The 14,367-nt window shown below is 47.0% G+C and carries 14 protein-coding genes; 9 read left to right on the top strand and 5 right to left on the bottom strand.

Annotated elements, in window-relative coordinates:
• Nucleotides 1-2 precede the first annotated feature (2 nt).
• The gene (locus B2739_RS02935) at nucleotides 3-1,289 is read right to left on the bottom strand and encodes an AmpG family muropeptide MFS transporter (RefSeq protein ID WP_331344386.1); all 1,287 of its coding nucleotides are present in this window, start codon (nucleotides 1,287-1,289) and stop codon (nucleotides 3-5) included.
• A 29-nt stretch (nucleotides 1,290-1,318) separates the two neighbouring features.
• A complete protein-coding gene (locus B2739_RS02930; protein WP_331344385.1) occupies nucleotides 1,319-1,633 on the bottom strand; it encodes an MGMT family protein in 315 nt (104 codons plus the stop codon).
• A 198-nt stretch (nucleotides 1,634-1,831) separates the two neighbouring features.
• On the opposite strand from B2739_RS02930, the gene B2739_RS02925 reads away from it, so the two are divergent.
• The 6 genes from B2739_RS02925 to B2739_RS02900 all read left to right on the top strand — a co-directional run bounded on the left by B2739_RS02925 (nucleotide 1,832) and on the right by B2739_RS02900 (nucleotide 7,509).
• Nucleotides 1,832-2,863 carry a DUF481 domain-containing protein gene (locus B2739_RS02925; RefSeq protein WP_331344384.1) on the top strand — a complete coding sequence of 344 codons (1,032 nt, stop codon included), beginning with the start codon at nucleotides 1,832-1,834 and terminating at the stop codon, nucleotides 2,861-2,863.
• Nucleotides 2,864-2,894: 31 nt separating this feature from the next.
• On the top strand, nucleotides 2,895-3,440 hold the full coding sequence (locus tag B2739_RS02920; RefSeq protein WP_331344383.1) for an FxsA family protein: 546 nt from the start codon (nucleotides 2,895-2,897) through the stop codon (nucleotides 3,438-3,440).
• Between the two features lie 341 nt (nucleotides 3,441-3,781).
• Nucleotides 3,782-4,072, top strand: a complete 291-nt coding sequence (locus tag B2739_RS02915; RefSeq protein WP_049630449.1) for a co-chaperone GroES — start codon at nucleotides 3,782-3,784, stop codon at nucleotides 4,070-4,072.
• A gap of 92 nt (nucleotides 4,073-4,164) precedes the next feature.
• Complete coding sequence (gene groL, locus B2739_RS02910; protein ID WP_331344382.1) at nucleotides 4,165-5,805, top strand: chaperonin GroEL; 1,641 nt, start codon at nucleotides 4,165-4,167, stop codon at nucleotides 5,803-5,805.
• A 179-nt stretch (nucleotides 5,806-5,984) separates the two neighbouring features.
• Nucleotides 5,985-6,569, top strand: coding sequence for a superoxide dismutase (locus B2739_RS02905; RefSeq protein WP_331344381.1), 585 nt, complete (start codon nucleotides 5,985-5,987; stop codon nucleotides 6,567-6,569).
• Between the two features lie 166 nt (nucleotides 6,570-6,735).
• On the top strand, nucleotides 6,736-7,509 hold the full coding sequence (locus B2739_RS02900) for a hypothetical protein (RefSeq protein ID WP_331344380.1): 774 nt from the start codon (nucleotides 6,736-6,738) through the stop codon (nucleotides 7,507-7,509).
• 101 nt (nucleotides 7,510-7,610) lie between these two features.
• Here the strand turns inward: B2739_RS02900 and B2739_RS02895 are convergent, their stop codons facing one another.
• The gene (locus B2739_RS02895) at nucleotides 7,611-8,663 is read right to left on the bottom strand and encodes a LacI family DNA-binding transcriptional regulator (RefSeq protein WP_331344379.1); all 1,053 of its coding nucleotides are present in this window, start codon (nucleotides 8,661-8,663) and stop codon (nucleotides 7,611-7,613) included.
• A gap of 328 nt (nucleotides 8,664-8,991) precedes the next feature.
• Here B2739_RS02895 and B2739_RS02890 point away from each other — a divergent pair, with 328 nt between their 5' ends.
• Nucleotides 8,992-9,831 carry a GTP-binding protein gene (locus B2739_RS02890; protein ID WP_331344378.1) on the top strand — a complete coding sequence of 280 codons (840 nt, stop codon included), beginning with the start codon at nucleotides 8,992-8,994 and terminating at the stop codon, nucleotides 9,829-9,831.
• 4 nt (nucleotides 9,832-9,835) lie between these two features.
• Here the strand turns inward: B2739_RS02890 and B2739_RS02885 are convergent, their stop codons facing one another.
• Nucleotides 9,836-10,150, bottom strand: a complete 315-nt coding sequence (locus B2739_RS02885; protein ID WP_331344377.1) for a DUF1244 domain-containing protein — start codon at nucleotides 10,148-10,150, stop codon at nucleotides 9,836-9,838.
• A 257-nt stretch (nucleotides 10,151-10,407) separates the two neighbouring features.
• Between B2739_RS02885 and motA the strand changes: the two genes are divergently transcribed.
• Together motA and motB are read left to right on the top strand one after the other, a co-directional pair.
• Nucleotides 10,408-11,262: a flagellar motor stator protein MotA gene (motA, locus tag B2739_RS02880; protein ID WP_331344376.1), complete on the top strand. Its 855-nt coding sequence runs from the start codon at nucleotides 10,408-10,410 to the stop codon at nucleotides 11,260-11,262.
• Between the two features lie 30 nt (nucleotides 11,263-11,292).
• Complete coding sequence (gene motB, locus B2739_RS02875) at nucleotides 11,293-12,288, top strand: flagellar motor protein MotB (RefSeq protein WP_331344375.1); 996 nt, start codon at nucleotides 11,293-11,295, stop codon at nucleotides 12,286-12,288.
• Between the two features lie 111 nt (nucleotides 12,289-12,399).
• On the opposite strand, the gene ybaL is transcribed toward motB, so the two are convergent.
• On the bottom strand, nucleotides 12,400-14,127 hold the full coding sequence (gene ybaL / locus B2739_RS02870) for a YbaL family putative K(+) efflux transporter (RefSeq protein ID WP_331344374.1): 1,728 nt from the start codon (nucleotides 14,125-14,127) through the stop codon (nucleotides 12,400-12,402).
• Nucleotides 14,128-14,367 lie beyond the last annotated feature (240 nt).

The following is a 14,367-nucleotide window of genomic DNA, read 5'->3' as shown; positions in this document are numbered from 1 at the left end:
TTTTACGCGGAAGTTTTGTGCAGCCGGTTCCATAACCAAGCGAGAATCAGCAGCGTTGGAATCACCGACAAACTGCTAAAAATGTAGAACCAGGAATAACTGCTTGCCTCAACAATATAACCCGACAAACCGCCGATAAATTTACCCGGTAAGTTTGCCAATGAGGCGAGTAACGCATATTGCGTTGCGGTAAAGTTCTGGTTGGTCAGGCTAGACATAAATGCGACCAATACTACACCAGCGAACCCTTGTGAAATGTTATCGGCACTGATAGCTGTAAAAAATGCCCAGTCTTGCCCAGGGTTATTTGCCATCAATAAGTAGGCAATATTGGACACAGAAACAATTATTGTGGCTACAAATAGCATGCTGCGCATACTGAATATTGCTACGCAAATGCCACCTAAAAATGCTCCCGCAATTCCCACCCATACGCCAAATAGTTTAGATACGGTGGCAATGTCTGCTTTTGTATAACCTGAGTCCAAATAAAATGGCCCAGCCATAACTCCAATCATTTGGTCGGGTAGTTTAAATAAACCGACAAACACTAATAATGCCAGTGCAAGTATTACACCGTTGCGTGAAAAAAATTCCTGAAACGGTTTGATGAAAGCATCAACAATATGCACATCGCGCACTACGATTGTTTGTGGGGTGGTCGGCTCTTTGCAAATAACTGCGGCAATCAGTGGGATTACCATACAGAGTGCCATCATTAAGTAAGCGCTGGTCCATCCCCATAGCTCAGCGAGATAAAATGCAACGGCACCTGATAAAATTAATCCGATGCGATATCCCAGGATGTAAGTAGACGCGAGTGCTGCTTGAAACTCGATCGGTGCAATTTCAATACGATAAGCATCGACAACAGTATCCAGTGTTGCACCTGCAAATGCAGCAACGCCTACCAGTACGATAAAAACACCCAGCGATGATTCCGGGCCAAGCAAAGCGATAGCGCTCAGTGTGACAATCAGGATAATTTGGGACAGAACCAGCCAGCCTTTTCGACGGCCCAAAAAAGGCAGGCTGTATTTGTCGATCAATGGTGCCCATAAAAATTTGAGCACATAAAAAAAACCGACAAAGCTGATTAAGCCAATCACACTTAACTCAAATCCGACATCGCGCAACCATGTGGACAATGTCATTCCACCCACTAATAAAAAGGGTAAGCCTGAACCCAAGCCAAGACAAAATAGTGTGAGCGCAGAAGGGGTGGCGAACGCGCGCTTTATTCCACTCCAGCCTTTGTAGTTATTTTCTGTTGAATGTGAGGATGTCATAGATAAGCTGGTTTTTTGATTGTGAGTGTTTAGTTATTGTAACCGTAAATGCGCAAACTGATTTTTTGATTGTTAAATTTTACGCCCTCTGCTTCTAATCGATGCCTTTGTTCTTTATGGCCGGGAGAGCCTTCCGGCATTGAAATTTTACCCTGCGCGTTAACAACCCTGTGCCACGGTAGTGCTGTGTTTTCGGGTAAGCCACAAAGAACAGTGCCTGCCAGACGAGCAGCACCGGGCAGGCCGGCTAGTGCGGCCAGTTGCCCATAAGTGATCACTTTGCCTGCCGGGATGGTCATCAGGGCGAGATAAATAGCGTCGCGATTTGAGCCTGAATTATTCATGGTGATTACTGTATAGATGACGTGTTTTTACGTGATTGGTGCGTGCGTTAGCAATTTTCCTTGCAAGTTTACGCCGCTAAACCCTCGGAAACCTAAATTTACACTATTAACACTTATGTGATTGCAGTAACGACAAGAGGTTACTTTAATGACAATCGATTCCTGATTAAACCACTTCTGTTGCTCAATTGGTGGACTGTGTCCAAAACGTTATTGATTGTTTGTCTGTTGTTCTTGTCGTTTGCGCCCGTTAGTCATGCAGGAGTCGTTGAATTATTGAATGGCGATCGTCTGGAAGGTGAGCTGGTTAGTATTGATGCTGACAATTTATTGTGGCGATCCAAAAATTTTGGCGATCAAAATATCAAGAAAACCAATATCAAAAATATTCAAACCCATGTTGCCCTGAAAATTAATGGTAATAACAATCCATGTTATTTGGAGCCAATGGATGCCGAATACTTACGCTATCGCTGTGGCGAATCAGCTCCTGTAAAACGGGCCTCTTTGCTGCGGATAAAAACGTTAATTCCCTACGATACTTACGTGAAAGATTCCTACGTGCACCATGGCCGTATTCATTTATGGGGTGCGTATTCTCGTGGCAATGAGGTGCGCAATGAATGGAATGCGCAGGGTGAAGTTAATTTACGTCGCAATGATTTTCGTCATGTTATCAGTGGCGAATTTGCGCGTGCTTCATGGAATTACGCTACTGCACAGGAGCGCTGGAATCTGCATTACTCACTTGATTGGTTTATGGGCGAGCATTGGTTTTGGTATAACAGTGTGTTGATAGGGGCAGACCCCCAGCGTGGTATGCGTTCTTATGAACGGCTTGGGTCCGGTGCTGGCTATCAGTTTTATGAAAATAAAACGATGACGTTAGCGCTTAGGTCGGGTTTGGCACTGCATGATGAGTCCTATCAACTGCTCGAAGGGGTGACTGGTGATTATGTATTGGAAGATGATTTTGTCGCTTTGGGTGTCGCCTTGGATTTTAGTTATAACTTGCCTTGGGGGGTTGGGATTTTTCACAACAATGAAGTGCTGCAATCTACCGAGGATGATCCGAATCTACAGTTAAAAACCTCAACGGGTTTAAGCACTATGATCCTCAAACGTATTTATTCTGAATTTAAAATCGATTACTGGCTTGATAAAGACCCTCAGCCTGCCCGCCAGCCAAAAGACACCCGCATGTCGCTGGGAGTGAGTTACAAATGGTAGACTGCCTGCACTGTCATTTTGGATTACGCTAATGCGCCTGCCGATTCTCCCACTCTTGTTGTTACCCTTTGTTGAGCTGTGGCTGATGATTGTTATCGGCAGTGAAATTGGTGCGTTGGCGGTGATTGCCTGGTTGGTCGGGATGATTATTGTGGGGCTCAATTTGCTGCGTTATTTAGGTGCATCCAGTATGTTGCGCGCAGCTCAAGGTGTGCGTAGTGGCGGGGCGGTGCCTGCACAGTCGCTAGCCGATGGCTTATTCAAAGCCGTTGGTGCGGTACTGTTGATCATTCCCGGGTTTATCTCCGACGTGGCGGCAATACTCTGCTTTATTCCCTGGGTGCGTAAATGGCTACTCCGCCGTTGGCTGGCGAAAATTGCCGCCAATAGCCAGGCTTTCGGCGCTAACCCGTTTGCATCGGGGGTTTTCAGGCGCACATCCGGGGGGTATCAAGAAGGCAATGTGTACGAACACCAAGGGCCTGCGAATACCAAGAGTGACCCGGCAGAAGAGGCGATCCTGATCGATCAACGCCCCGAATCATCGCCAAAGGATTCTCCATCCACAAAGCGCTGAAATCTATTCAAGCCAGAATCCAGTTGAACCAGAACCTATCCGGTACCAGAAATGGCTTAAAGCCGGGATATCATAAATTTTCTCTACCCTTCTGTTGAAATCCTTAAACCCAACCCCACATAGGTGTCACCGCTTTTAGGTCACCGCCCTTGTTTAAGACTAAGGGGGGAAGCCCCTGTAAAACGGTGGCCTTAACTGATGGCCTTGAAACTTTCCGGGCTGTCCTTATATGTCATCACGCGGATCACATTGCTCCCACTCTTGATGCCTTGCTCATGTGTAGAGTGTCGGGTGATGGGTTCCGCGAGTGTTTAATCTGTTTTGTTAGGAGACAAAGTTCCATGAAAATTCGTCCGTTGCATGATCGTGTTGTAGTTCGTCGCAAAGAAGAAGAAACCAAAACCGCTGGCGGCATCATCCTGTCTGGCGCAGCGAAAGAAAAGCCGAATCAAGGTGAAGTATTAGCCGTAGGCAATGGCCGTGTACTGGCGAGTGGTGAATTGCGTCCTCTGGATGTGAAAGTGGGTGATGTAGTGGTATTCGGCAAATACGCTGGCAGCGACACCATTACCATCGACGGTGAAGAACTGGTCATCCTGAGTGAATCCGATATCAAAGCGGTTCTGGTGTAATTCGAATATCTGATTCGAATGCCAAAGAATTTAACGTGAGACCGCAATAGCCGGTTTCCATGTGTTAACAAAAGACTGTAGGAAGTGAAGATATGTCAGCTAAAGAAGTGAAATTTGGTGATAGCGCACGTCAACGTATGTTGGCCGGTGTAAATATTTTGGCCGATGCTGTTAAAGCAACCCTTGGCCCAAAAGGCCGTAACGTTGTGCTGGAAAAGTCTTTCGGCGCACCAACCATCACTAAAGATGGTGTTTCTGTCGCCAAAGAAATTTCCCTGAAAGACAAATTTGAAAACATGGGCGCACAAATGGTGAAAGAAGTTGCGTCCAAAGCATCTGACGATGCGGGTGACGGTACTACTACTGCAACCGTTTTGGCTCAAGCAATCGTTAATGAAGGTTTGAAATCGGTTGCTGCGGGCATGAACCCAATGGACCTGAAGCGCGGTATTGATAAAGCGATTACCGCTGCTGTTAAACACGTGCAATCTATTGCTGTTCCTTGTGCGGATACCAAGTCTATCTCTCAAGTAGGTAGCATCTCTGCTAACAGCGATACTTCTGTTGGTGAGCTGATTGCAGAAGCCATGGAAAAAGTAGGTAAAGAAGGTGTTATCACCGTTGAAGAAGGTACCAGTCTCGAAAACGAGCTGGACGTAGTAGAAGGTATGCAGTTTGATCGTGGCTACCTGTCTCCTTACTTCATCAACAATCAGGACAACATGAGCGTTGAGCACGATCACCCGTTCATCCTGTTGGTCGATAAAAAAATCTCTAACATTCGCGAATTGCTGCCGGTGTTGGAAGGCGTTGCCAAGTCAGGCAAACCACTGGTAATCGTTGCGGAAGACGTTGAAGGCGAAGCGCTGGCTACTCTGGTAGTAAACAACATTCGCGGCATCGTGAAAGTAGCTGCTGTGAAGGCTCCAGGTTTCGGTGATCGTCGTAAGGCTATGCTGCAAGATATCGCCGTACTGACTGGCGGCACTGTGATTTCTGAAGAAGTGGGTCTGGATCTGGAAAGCGCAACTTTGGAGCACTTGGGTACTGCAAAACGCGTCACCATGAACAAAGACAACACCACTATTGTTGATGGCGCTGGTAATGCGGACGAGATCAAATCTCGCGTACAACAAATCCGTGTACAAATCGAAGAAACTTCTTCTGATTACGACCGTGAAAAACTGCAAGAGCGTGTAGCGAAATTGGCTGGCGGCGTTGCAGTAATCAAAGTGGGCGCAGCAACTGAAGTTGAAATGAAAGAGAAGAAAGCACGCGTTGAAGACGCCCTGCACGCTACCCGTGCTGCGGTAGAAGAAGGCGTGGTTCCAGGAGGCGGTACCGCTCTGATTCGTGCAGTGGCTGCTATCGCTGACCTGAAAGGTGACAACGAAGATCAAAACGCAGGTATCACCATCGCGCGCCGTGCAATGGAAGCGCCTTTGCGTCAAATCGTTGCTAACGCCGGTGATGAGCCATCGGTCGTTGCTGATTCCGTGAAAAAAGGCACCGGTAACTTTGGTTACAACGCTGCAACTGGCGTATATGGCGACATGATTGAAATGGGTATTCTCGATCCAGCTAAAGTAACCCGCACTGCATTACAAGCTGCTGGTTCTATCGCTGGTTTGATGATCACCACTGAAGCAATGGTTGCTGATTTGCCAGAAGATAAGCCAGCTGCTGGTGGCCACGATATGGGTGGCATGGGTGGTATGGGCGGCATGATGTAATCAACGCGCTCAATCGTTACGGCCCCTAGTGGGCCGTAATTGTTTTCAGCGATTGGTTTTCCCATTTTTTTGCAATCGCGAATTTTTAGTAAGCGAGTCTGTGTTTAGTTGTTATTATTTGCTACCAGATTTTTTTAACAGAGATTGAATCTATACAACCGTGAACTAGGAGAAACATCATGGCTTTTGAATTACCTGCACTGCCTTACGCCAAAGACGCTCTGGCACCACACATTTCTGCTGAAACCCTGGATTATCACCACGGTAAACACCACAAAGCCTATGTGGATAAACTGAACACCTTGGTTCCAGGTACTGAATTTGAAGGTAAAAGTTTGGAAGACGTTATTAAATCGTCTACTGGCCCAGTGTTTAACAACGCCGCGCAAATCTGGAACCACACTTTTTACTGGAACTGCTTGAGCCCTAATGGTGGCGGTGCGCCAACAGGTGCAGTTGCTGATGCGATCACTAAGGCATTTGGATCTTTCGATAAATTCAAAGAAGATTTCACCAACTCAGCTATCAACAACTTTGGATCTTCGTGGACTTGGTTGGTAAAAAAAGCGGACGGTTCTGTTGCGATTGTGAATACCAGCAATGCCGCTACTCCGCTGACTGATGCATCCGTGACTCCAATTTTGACTCTCGATTTGTGGGAGCACGCGTACTACATTGATTACCGCAATTCACGTCCAAACTACATTGGCGCTTTCTGGTCGCTGGTGAATTGGGAATTCGTGAACGCTAACTACGCTAAATAAAGGCTAGTGCGATTTGCAGAAAAAACGGGCTTTAATGCCCGTTTTTTTATGGCCAGAATAAAATGACTGGCCTATGTTTGTGGAGGCCAGTGCTATAAAATGCGACCACATATTGTTCGCTGGTTGGCGAACTTTTCTCACTGCATCATCGAAGGTAACAGTTGTTATGGAACGCAGAGAACCCACATTATCGACAGGCGGAATGTCTGAACCAGCAGAATCCCCGTCGCGTCGCTATCAAGAATCAGAACCTGATACGTCAAATCGCCCAACACGCAGGTCTGCACCTGCTGCTCCCGCGTATGCTGCACCGGCACCTTCCAGTAGTTTACCGGCTATTGCTTTGGTGATTGCGCTGATTGCCGCTGCCGGTGCCGGTTTTCTTGGTTGGCAATTGTTTCAAGCACAAACAATGCTGAAGCAAGCCGATGTACGTATTCAGGGGTTAGAGCAGCAGCTGAGTTTGACATCGGAAGAGTCGAGTGCATCTGTAGTGACCTTACAGTCCAATCTCAAAAAATTGGATACAGAAGTGCGTCGTATTGCTGGTTTGGTAGAGACCAACCGCAAAGCGATTGCTGCGAACACCGAAAAAACAACAGCCGTTACCCGTGATACTGCCAATGCGCTGAAATTGGGTACAGATGCCAGAGCGGGAATTGCGACACTGAAGCAAGAAATTGCTGCTAATAAAGCCGTTGCCGACGCTGCCGCTGTGAAAATTGATGGCATGGCGACCAGTACCAGCCAGCAAACACAAAATGTGCAAAATCTGAAAGAGGCAGTGGATAAGATGCGTTTGGAAATGACGGCATTGGATACGTTAAATAGTCGTATGCGTAACAGTGAAGAAGCTATTTCTGCTATCGATGATTTCCGTCGCAGTACCAATCGCGAAATTCTGCAGATTAAACAACAGTTGAGTGGCGCACCAAAATAATCGTCAATCCCAGAGTTGTCTGTATTCTGGATGTGTAAAAAAGGGGATCGAGTAATCGATCCCCTTTTTTATTTATCAGGTCTAATTATTAGGTTTGAGGTTTAGCGTTTACTCGGCGCTGGGCAAGTAGAGTCGCGCACAATAAGTTGCGGATAAAAGCCTTCGCTTTCTACATCGCGCTTATTGCGGATGGTATCGATTAATAAATTGGTCGCGCGTTCTGCGATGGTCGGGTTGGGTTGTTGCGCTGTTGTCAGGTTTGGCCAGGCTTGACGGGAGAAGGGGCTGTCCTCAAATCCAACTATCGATAATTGTTGCGGTACATCTACACCTTGAATACGGGCGGCAAACAGAGTGCCTGCTGCAATTTCATCGTTACATGCAAAGACGGCAGTCGCTTTTATAGCGGATGACAAAAGTTGACGAGTGCGTTTTACACCGGACTCAAACGAATATTCACCGGGTATTATCAGCTTTTTATCAAGCGGCAATTTATTGGTTTTTAATGCTGCCTTGTAACCTTCCAAACGTTCAATACTCGATTTGTGTGTTTCTTCCCCCCCGAGAAATGCGATGGATTTGTGCCCAAGGTCAATCAGGTATTGGGTAATTTTATATGCCGCTGTACGGTCATCGATGAAAATACAGGGGCCTTTTTTATCGGGCGGTTGTGAGCCGGATAAGATCCGTACAAATGGTAGCTTGCGCTTGCTCAGGGCCGATAATACTTCGGGCATTTCAGATATGGGCGGTGTTAACACCAGTCCACCCACTTGGCTGCGATCAATCATGTTGAGCACTTCATCGATGATGTCATCGGATTTTGAATCGCAAGGGTGAATGACCAGTTCATACCCCTGACGACGACATTCACCTAAAATCCCTTTTTGCATATCAATTACGTAGTTGCTGTTGGGGTTGTCGTAGATAAAACCGATGGAGGATGCCGCACCACGCAGCAAGCGCGCAGATAGATTAGGTTGGTAATTCAGTGCTTTGACAGCCTGCATGACTTTGTCTTGCAGTTCTTGTCCGACAGTCCCTTCTTTATTGATGACTCGCGAAACGGTTTTAAACGATACCCCGGCTAACTTGGCGACATCTTTGATAGTGGCTTTGGATTTGGGCGCGAGTTTATCTGCACTGGTTTTCATAGGTTATTGGGCTTATGAGCAAAATGAGTGGATATGTCGTCGTAGTTGACTGCTAGGGTAGAGCTTAGGCTATACAAGCGCAATAAGTTATCTCGCACTCTTATTGCATTCCTGGGCTGAAAATGGGTGTTTATCAGTGGTGCATGCAAGGATTTGCAAAGAACTTTGCGGTGCATAAAATGAAAATGGCACCATGGGGCTAGTTCAGGGAGCGCTTTATTGTGTACTGGGAGTACATCATTTAACGTAGTTTGTGTTGTGACGGCACTGTCATAGGGACCTTTGCGTTTCAGGTGGTGCATGACTACAAAAATAATGGGGTATCGCAATGAAATACTGGATTTACACGCTTTCTATGGTTGGAGTGCTTTTCGGGGCGCTACCTGCATTTGCCCAACATAACCTTAAACAGTTATGGCAAACACCTGATTTGCCAACGCCTGAATCGGTTTTGTATGTTGCCGATAAAGATGATCCTTATCTGTTTGTATCCCTCATCGATGGTGAAGGTAATGTCGCCGATGGGAAAGGCGGTGTTGCCAAGCTTGCGACCGATGGCTCGGTGATAGAAAAAGACTGGCTTGTCGGGCTCGATGCGCCCAAAGGCATGGCGATATTTGAGAACCGCCTTTATGTTGCTGATATTACTGCTGTAGCAGTGGTTGATATCAAAGCGCAGAAGCTGCTGAAGAAAATCCCAATTGAAGGCGCGGTCTTCTTAAATGATGTGACGGTCAATTCGACTGGGGTTGTCTATGTGTCTGATACGCGTACTAACAAAGTGCACCGGATTGTTGATGATGTTCCCAGCCTCTATCTTGAAAACGTAGCCAATGCCAATGGCCTTAAAGCATTTGGACCCAGTTTAGTTGTCGGTGCAGGCCCTGAATTGCTGTTATTCGGTGCAGATAAAAAACCTCTGGTGCTTGCCAAAGGTTTTGCCCAAGGGATTGATGGTATAGAGATGCTGGCCAAACGCGGTGAATTTATTGTGTCTTGCTGGCCGGGGTTGGTGTATTACGTTTCAGCCGATGGCAAGATCCAGATATTGATCGATTCGCAAGCGCAAAAAATCAATACTGCCGATATTGGTTACGACCCTAATACCAATCAGGTATTTGTGCCGAACTTTTTCAAAAACACCGTCACTGCTTATCAGTTGAACTAACGGTTTATTTATTGTCTGGTGCCGCCTGCTGGAATTGTTGCAGTTGGGCGGCACTGGCCTCTGTCTGGAATTTATCTTTCCATTCCGCATAAGGCATTCCATAAATGTGTGTGCGTGTATCTTCGTAATCCAATTCAATCGCAGCTTCTTTTGCCGCTGCGACATACCATTTGCTTAAACAGTTGCGGCAAAAACCGGCGAGGTTCATGAGCTCAATATTTTGTACATCTTTGCGGCTGTCCAGATGTTCCAGGAGGCGGCGAAATGTGGCGGCTTCCAGCGCTTGTTGGGTTGATGCGGGGAGTTGGTCAATCTTCATGGTGAATTACCTATCGAGCCAGTGAGGAATAATGGGATCTGTATTTTAGGGTTATTCAATGCTTGTGGATATGTCGTCAGCCAGTGAAGCCCTGATATTCAACGGGCATAAATGCGATTAATTCACCATTTTCTTGATCCTCAAATCAACCTGCCTATACTCAAACCGTGCTGGTCATCATGTTATGGTCGAGTTGAATTTTATTTGATCGTTTTTGCCGCTTTAATCTAAACCTTTACCTGTCTGGGGGTTTTTGCGTGAATATTATTTTAGGGATTATTGTTGTCCTGGGGTGTGTGATCGGTGGGTTTGCGATCCACGGTGGTAATCCTATGGCGCTTATGTCGCCGATTGAAGTGATGATTATTTGTGGTGCTTCCTTTGGTGCAATGATTATCGGCAATCCGTTATCAGTCACCATGGGTGTTATTAAATCTGCAGGCGCATTACTGACACCATCTAAATTTAATAAAACCTTTTATCTGGAGATCTTGACCCTTCTATACGACATCCTCAATAAAACCCGCCGTGAAGGTTTGATGGCAATTGAAGGGGATATAGAAGAGCCTGAAAGTAGTCCGCTTTTTGCCAATTATCCGGAGATTATGAAAGACCACCATATCGTGGAGTTTATCTGCGATTACTTGCGCATCATGGTGGCCGGCAATATGGCACCACACGAGCTTGAGTCTCTCATGGAGCAGGAGTTAGACGGACATCATCAGGAGGCTGCGGTTATTCCGGGTGCAATTCAAAACGCGGCGGATGGTTTACCTGGCTTCGGTATTGTGGCGGCAGTGTTGGGAGTGATCATCACCATGGGGAAAATCGGCGGCCCAGCGGGTGAAATTGGTGCTGCGGTTGCAGCAGCGTTGGTGGGAACCTTGTTGGGGATTTTGTTTGCTTATGGATTTATCGCTCCTTTTGCATCTTATTTAAGTGGTAAAAACCGCGATGAGTCACGCGCTTATGAATGTATCAAGGCGGTGTTGGTTGCATCAATGAATGGTGTACCACCGCAAGTTGCAGTTGAGTTCGGTCGCAAAGTGTTATTTCACAGTGTCCGCCCCAGCTTTAAAGAGCTGGAAGAACAATATCGCGCCAAGAGATAACTCGTTAAGGCATTTGCAAGGTAATTGTCGATGGAAAAGGGCGCGAACCAGCAACCTCTCATTATCAAAAAGAAGAAAGGGCATGGGCATGGCCATCATGGTGGCTCATGGAAAGTGGCGCTGGCAGATTTTATGACGGCGCTGATGGCGTTTTTTTTGTTGATGTGGCTTTTGGGCAGCACATCACCTGAAGAGCAGAAAGCGATTGCGGCGCACTTCAATGATCCCGGTAGTAAATATGTTGTGGGAGAGGGTGGAGCTGACCTGGGGTTGATTAATCAGGATACGCCACTGGAAATGACGCAGTCAGATAGCCCCAATGATGAGCGCGCCAATGATCAGTCTGTTGCACAGGATTTATCAGAAGAACAGCTGCAAAAAGAAATTGAACGCATAGAAGCGCAGCAGCTGGAAGAATTGAAAAAACAATTGGAAACAGAAATTAACGCGTTGGATTCTGTGTTCCAGCAAATAAAAGACCAGATCCTGATTGATTTTACTGCGCTGGGTTTGCGTATCCAGATTGTTGATAAAGACCAGCGTCCTATGTTTGATGTGGGAAGCGCGAATCTGCAAAAGTGGTCGTCTGATGTCTTGCACGCGCTGGCACCGATTTTGAATAAGGTACAAAACAAAATCAGCGTTACCGGCCATACCGACTCAACACCTTACGGAGCAGGTGCGACTTACACTAACTGGGAGTTATCGGCTGACCGTGCCAATGCAGCGCGCAGAGCATTGCTGGAAGGTTCTTATCCCGAGGCTAAAGTGGCAACGGTACAAGGTATGGGATCAGCTGCGCCCTTGGTGATTGATAAACCCAACGAGCCGATCAACCGCCGTATAGCCATTATTGTGCTGAAAAAAGCAGTTGCTGATGCGCTTGGCAGTGGTGTCGGTATTGATAGCAGCCAACTGATGAAAAGCGGTGATACTTTTGCACCACCTGCACCGGTTGAACCCGCGCAACGGTTTTTATCGCCAGCAGAAGTTGACGATGCAATCGATGCGGCTAGCTCACAGTAATAGGTAAATGTGTGTTATCCGAAGATAAAAAAAACGGGCTGGAAATCCAGCCCGTTTTTTTTATGGGTTCACGCATGATTGCTTACTGGTGATGCCAGTAGCTATGCATGATTAGTGCTGATGCGATTCCTTCGGTTGGTCACCCTTGCCCATGCGTTGCAGCACATGGGTTGCCATACCGCTCGCTAATTGCTGCTCACTCAGGAATATTTTGCCGATGTTTTCTTTCATCCACAGATCAGCTTCTTCTTCGTTGTGAGTACGGATCACAATTTCAATTTTAGGATTCAATGTGCGTGCGGTTTCAACCATTTGTCGCACATGAAAAGTGTTTGACGTTGCTGCAATGAGCATGCCTGCTTTGGCTATATGCGCTTGGATCAATACATTAGGATCAGCGGCATCGCCACACACGGCCGGAATATTATTTTTACGCAGTTTCTCGACTATTTCGCGATTGGTATCAGCCACCACATAGGGAATTTGTTTTTCATCAAGCATACGGGCGATGCGCTTGCCAACACGCCCATAACCCACAAGTACGGCTTGGCCTGATAAAAAAACGTCATCGGTACTCATGGGCAATACGGCAAGTGGATCGTCGCTGGCTTCAAGCGAGCGCGCGTAAGCCGAGCGTGCACGCAACCATTTTTGCAATGGCTCGATACAGGTAAAGATCAGCGAGTTTAATGCGATGGAAACGAGCGCCCCTGCCAAAATTAAATTTTGCGCACTGGACTCCATCAGCCCCAGGCTCATGCTCACGCTGGCCAGGATGAATGAAAATTCGCCGATCTGCGCGAGGCTCGCACCCACAATCAATGCGGTATTAAGCGGATAGCGAAACGCCAATACCAATGCAACGGCGACAATCGTTTTACCAAACATAATGATCGCAACAACGGCGAGTACTTTAAGTGGTTCAGTCTGCAGGATATTAAAATCGAACAGCATGCCGACAGAAACAAAAAACAACACAGCAAACGCATCGCGCAGTGGTAGTGAATCATCTGCTGCCCGATGGCTGAACTCTGACTCGCGCAGCATCATGCCCGCAAAGAATGCGCCCAGTGCAAAAGAAACATCGAATAGCGCAGCCGATCCATAGGCAACCCCGACTGCTGTGGCAATGACGCACAAGCTGAATAATTCGCGCGAACCAGTACCGGCAACCCACCATAACAATTTCGGTAACAAACGTTTTCCGACAATCAACATGAATGCAATAAAGGCAACCACTTTGCCGATGGTAATCAAAATGGTGAGGGTAAGGTTGTCATTCACGGGGGCATGGCCGTCGCCGTTATGGCCGCCAAGCAAAACTGCAAATGCGGGTAGCAACACCAGCACCAGCACCATCACCAGATCTTCAACTACGAGCCAGCCGACGGCGATTTTTCCGTTGATACTGTCAATTACCCCGCGTGCTTCCAATGCTTTAAGTAAAACCACCGTACTGGCGACCGATAAAGCAAGGCCGAAGACCAGCGACTCTCCCAAACTCCAGCCCCACCATAAGCCTGCACCTGCGCCGAGGGTTGTTGCTGCTGCGATTTGTACCAGGGCACCGGGAATGGCAATGCGTTTTACCGCGAGTAAATCATCAATCGAGAAATGAAGACCGACACCAAACATCAACAGCATGACTCCGATCTCGGCCAGCTGTGCGGTTAGTTCCATATCGGCAACAAACCCAGGTGTATAAGGGCCAACAATAATGCCTGCAATCAGATAACCAACCAAAGGTGGCATACGCAGACGGGTTACCAGAAAACCGAGGATCATGGCCAAGCCAAGGCCTGCGGCAATGGTGGTGATGAGGCTGATATTGTGGGGCATAGTGATGTGCGCCTTTGCTAGGTCGTTAATTTCTCTAAGTCATTGATTGTTCAGGGGAACTATATAATTTCAGATAAAAGTGATGCAATCGGCAAATGCAAACTTTGCATTTTCTTGCATTAGTTTTACGGCCTTTTTCGGTTGGTGGGATTGAATAGCCGAGCCTGCAGCCCCAAGTTGCCCAAGTTCCTTTTATGTAGTTCCTTTTATGTAGTTCCTTTTGTGTATCTATTGGGCATC

Source organism: Cellvibrio sp. UBA7661 (genome assembly GCA_002483365.1).
In the GTDB taxonomy this organism is placed as follows: Bacteria; Pseudomonadota; Gammaproteobacteria; order Pseudomonadales; family Cellvibrionaceae; genus Cellvibrio.
The sequence above is the reverse complement of the archived record's forward strand: the minus strand, read 5'-3'. Positions and strand labels throughout refer to the sequence as shown.